Annotated in this window: 4 protein-coding genes; 3 read left to right on the top strand and 1 reads right to left on the bottom strand. The window is 60.5% G+C overall.

The features are described 5' to 3' along the window. The 3 genes from PA598K_RS36880 to PA598K_RS34660 form a co-directional block, all read left to right on the top strand. On the top strand, positions 1–250 hold a 250-nt coding region (locus tag PA598K_RS36880; protein ID WP_221414207.1), incomplete at its 5' end, for a hypothetical protein. A gap of 39 nt (positions 251–289) precedes the next feature. Then, a complete protein-coding gene (locus PA598K_RS34665; protein WP_128661263.1) occupies positions 290–1573 on the top strand; it encodes a M20/M25/M40 family metallo-hydrolase in 1284 nt (427 codons plus the stop codon). 505 nt (positions 1574–2078) lie between these two features. After that, positions 2079–2474 (top strand): VOC family protein, encoded by a 396-nt coding sequence (locus tag PA598K_RS34660; RefSeq protein WP_128661262.1) that lies wholly within the window; start codon positions 2079–2081, stop codon positions 2472–2474. Between the two features lie 526 nt (positions 2475–3000). Here the strand turns inward: PA598K_RS34660 and PA598K_RS34655 are convergent. Then, entirely contained in the window at positions 3001–3948 is a 948-nt protein-coding gene (locus tag PA598K_RS34655; protein ID WP_185602420.1) for a nucleoside hydrolase, read from the bottom strand. Positions 3949–4127: the final 179 nt, after the last annotated feature.

The raw sequence follows: 4127 nt of genomic DNA, 5'->3' as shown, positions 1-4127 counted from the left end.
GGTGGCCGTCGGTATCGGCGAGCCGGTGCTCATCCTCGCCGTCATCCGGTGTGCCGCTCCTGCACGGCGGAGCCTGGCATTGGCCGGTCGGCTGACCGCCAATCGTCTGGCGATGCTGCTCGCGCCGCTCGCGGCTGGCGCGGCCATTCAGCTCGCCGGTGCGGGGCCTGGCTTGCTGCTGCTGGGCCTGCTGCTGGCGCTGATTGCGACCGGGGCCGCCCGGCTGTTCTGGAAGTACGGCTCGCTATAGGAACGCATCTAGAAGATTAGCATTCGGGAGGGGACGACTATGACGCAAGACATCGCCTATTGGCGCGAGCAAGTATTCGCGCGGATTACGGAGGAGCGCCTGACGGAGCTGGTGCTGGAGCTATGCAATATTCCTAGTCCCTACGGCTACGAGAAGGAAGCCGGGCAATACGTGTACGACTGGATGAAGCGGGAGGGGTTCGCGCCACGCAAGGTCGGGCTGACCGAAGAGCGCTTCAATGTGATCGGCACCCTGCGGGGGGCCGGCCATGGCCGCAATCTGCTGTTCTCCAGTCATCTGGATACGGCGGGTCCGAGCGGTTCGCCCCATGATACGTGGCTGTACCGCGACCTCGACGCGCGCTTCTGGCATCAGACCTGGCTCGAGGACGGCGTCTTCTACGGGCAGAGCGTCGAGAACGACAAAGGGCCGATGGCGTGCTTCTTGTTGGCTGCGCAGGCGATCAAGGAGGCGGGAGCGCCGTTGCTGGGCGACGTGATCCTGACGGCTTGTCCAGGCGAGATGGGCCAGGAGCCGGTGGATGAGTTCGTCGGGTTGCCCTATGTGAGCAAGGAGACCGGGGCCGAGTACATGATGGTCCACGGCGGCATTATGGCCGATTACGGCATTGCGGCGGAGGGGACGGATTTCGGCGTATCGTGGGTGGAGGCGGGTAAGGCCTTCTTCAAAATGACGGTGCTGGGCAGCGGCGTGTACACGCCGGTCATCACGCATACGGCGGAGATGAGCCGACATGTCAATCCAATCGTCAAGGCGGCCGCGTTGATCGAGAGGCTCAACGATTGGGCGATCGCCTACGAGCGGCAGTATACGCGGACCTACCCCGGAGGGACGGTAATCCCCAAGGTGCAGATCGGCGCGATCAAGGGCGGACACCCCCACTTTATTATCGGCGGCGCCGACTCCTGTAGCCTGTACCTCGACTGCCGTCTGTTGCCGGGGATGAAGCCTGCGGAGGTGGCGGCGCAATTGCGGCGGGTGATCCGCGAGAGCGGCGTCGAGGCGGAGCTGGAGCTGTTCCTGTTCCGTCAAGGGTACGAGGCGGGTACCGAGGAGGTGGCGCCGTTTGTCGATGCGGTGCGAGCCAGCCACCAAGCAGTGTTCGAGCAGGAGCTGGAGCTGTCCGCCCCTGTCTTCTCTAGCATGTGGAGGGACCATAGCGTGTTCAACGAATACGGCGTCCCCTCGATTACCTACGGCCCGCCGCGACGGACGCCGTCGCTGGACGATCTGATGGCTTGCGCGCGCGCCTATGCCGCCATCGCGCTAGAGGTGTGCATGCAGGAGGCTCACGAGAGCTGAAGCTTGGCGATTGTGCTGCTAAAAGTGGTTGGCATTTTTGCTGGCCTTAAGACGATCGTTGGCGGCAAGAAAAATAAGAGCACACGCAAAGGCAAGAAAAACCACCGGCGATAGGTTAGCGGCCTGATCCGGTGGCTTTTCTCTGAGATTAAAGCTCGCCGTGGTTGCCCACCTGAAACTTTGTCGAGAGTAGTCGTGATGTTGGCGCATCACGGCTACTTTTTATTGTACCCGTTTGTCGTAAGAGATATGACAGACGGGCGATTCCCATTGGGGAGAAGGGTATTAACAATACCTTTCGTATATGTTCATTATAGATACGAATGGCTAAGAAGACAACACGCCAAAGCTCACAAAGAGCACGCCATTTACATAGATGAGGGCTGTTCCTGATCGCCCCTTTCTTGAAAAAGCTGGATTTTTGGAAAGCTTCGCGCTACAATAGAAATAATAAAATGAAACTAAGTTCCATACAATGAAACTTAAACAATGAGAGGGTGACGACATGCCTTATCGGTTCTATGGTCTTGATCATGTGCAACTAGCGGCTCCGGCGGGCTGCGAGCCCGAGGCACGTTTGTTTTTCCATGCGATCTTGGGTTGGCCGGAGATCCCCAAGCCAGATGCGCTGCAAAAGCGTGGCGGCGTATGGTTTCAGTGTGGTTCTCATCAGGTGCATATCGGCGTTCAAGATAAGTTTGTACCTGCTGCAAAAGCGCACCCTGCCTTTCATGTGCAGAGCTTGGACAAACTGCGCGCACACCTGCTGCGCCATCAGTTCCAGGTCATCGATGATGAAGTCAGGGCCGATGAGGGCGTCAAGCGCTTCTATGCCAACGACCCGTTCGGCAATCGGCTGGAGTTCCTGGAGATAGCCAGCTCGATCGCTTGCCCTGACTGACCGTAGTAAGAAACAAAAGAAGCCTCTTCCCTGGCAGCGGGACGGAGGCTTCTTTGTCGATCTATGGGGTGCTTATTGCGCCTCGCTCCAATCGCGTTACGCGCATGGTCTGCGTATGAGCGATCCTAGTTCGAGGCCTGGCATCGCTTAACTGCAAAAATACCTCTATTTATGCTCCAAAGCGCGTGCAATCGGGATTTTAATGCAAAAGTGCAGTTGTTTTTGGGAAAAGCACACATTCAGGCGAATCAAGCCTCATTTAAATGCACATTTGCATTTATTTACCTGCTTTCACCCCGTTTCGCCGCAAATAAATGTACTTTTGCATGTATTCTATCCGGAAGCCACGCCTCAGTTCGTCGAGCAACTCGGCCATGGCAGTCGCGCCTCAGCTCGTCGAGCAGCACGGCTGCGGCAGCCACGCCATCAGTTCGTCGAGCAACTCGGCCATGGCAGCCACGCCATCAGTTCGTCGAGCAACTCGGCTAGGGCTGCCGCGGCTCAGCTTGTCGAGCAACTCGTCCAACTACGGCTGCCGCGCCATCAGCTCGTCGAGCAGCTCGGCTACCGCCGCTGGGTCCATCCGCTCTCGCAGATAGGCATGCGGGCCTTGCGGATCGTCGATCCAGCGATTGGACCCGTCTGTCGTGTTGACGACCATCCTTCCGCGTGCCAGGTCCCAGTAAGGAGCCGCGCCGTGGGCGGCATAGAGCACGGCGGTCAGATCCCAGCTCGGCCGCGTCGGCTTATCGCCGAGGTAGGCGGCGTAGCTGATCCGCACCGGATGCTCCGGCGGGGCTTCGCGCAGCAGCCGCGCCCCTGTCTGAACGGCCAGGCCGATCTCGTAGCCGGTGTAGGTGATCGGCGTCGGCCATTGCTCGCAGACGACAGCTGCCGCCTCGGGATGCATCTCGAAGTTCCACTCCTTGCCCTCCGGCAGATACCCGCCCATGACGACGAGGTGGCGGACCTTGCGAGCGACGAGTGCCACGCCATCCAGCGGCGAATGCGCATCCGGCTCCGTCTGCAAGAGCTGCATCAGGTTGATCAGCGGGCCGATCGCGACGACGACGATGCTGCCGTCCGCCGCCTGCGCGAGCTTCTCGCGGTACAGTGTCGGCGCATCCGGGACGCCAGAGCCGTCCGGATAGCGGCTGGCCGGCGAGGTCGCCAGCAGTCGATTGTACTTGGCATAACGGCTATCGTCATCGAGGAAGTTACTCGTCGGCAACGTCCCGACAGGGATGTCGCCGCGCCCATAGTAGACGTTGAGCGCATCGAGACAGCCAGCGCCCCATCGGCTGGACGTGCAGTGCAGCATGGCGAGCGACTGCAGACGTCCCTCCGTCTGCAGGGCGTGGAGGACGGCGACGGCTCCGGCGTCGTCGCAGTCCGGGCCGATGTCGGTGTCCAGGATGACGGGTACCGGCCCGGGGCCGGGTTCGTAGAATGCGCTAGCAGGGCTTGGATTCATAACAATCATGCTCCTTCCGTTACTGTAGATTGGGGATCGGCGGGCTGCATAGCATGCTGTCGCAGGAAGGCGTCGAGCTCGCTCTTGCTCGGCATCGCCGACTGCGCTCCGACCTGCCGGATCGCCAGCGCGCCGACGGCGTTGCCGACGCGCATCGCTTCCTCTGGGCCGCTCCCGGC

Origin of the sequence: Paenibacillus sp. 598K (assembly GCF_003851045.1) — a bacterium.
Lineage (GTDB): Bacteria > Bacillota > Bacilli > Paenibacillales > Paenibacillaceae > Paenibacillus_D.
This window is presented reverse-complemented; position numbering and strand designations above follow the sequence as displayed.

Excerpts from the sequence above, each read along its gene's own strand:
- PA598K_RS34665 (WP_128661263.1), top strand. The coding sequence starts at position 290 with ATGACGCAAGACATCGCCTATTGGCGCGAGCAAGTATTCGCGCGGATT.
- PA598K_RS34660 (WP_128661262.1), top strand. The coding sequence starts at position 2,079 with ATGCCTTATCGGTTCTATGGTCTTGATCATGTGCAACTAGCGGCTCCG.
- PA598K_RS34655 (WP_185602420.1), bottom strand. The coding sequence starts at position 3,948 with ATGAATCCAAGCCCTGCTAGCGCATTCTACGAACCCGGCCCCGGGCCG.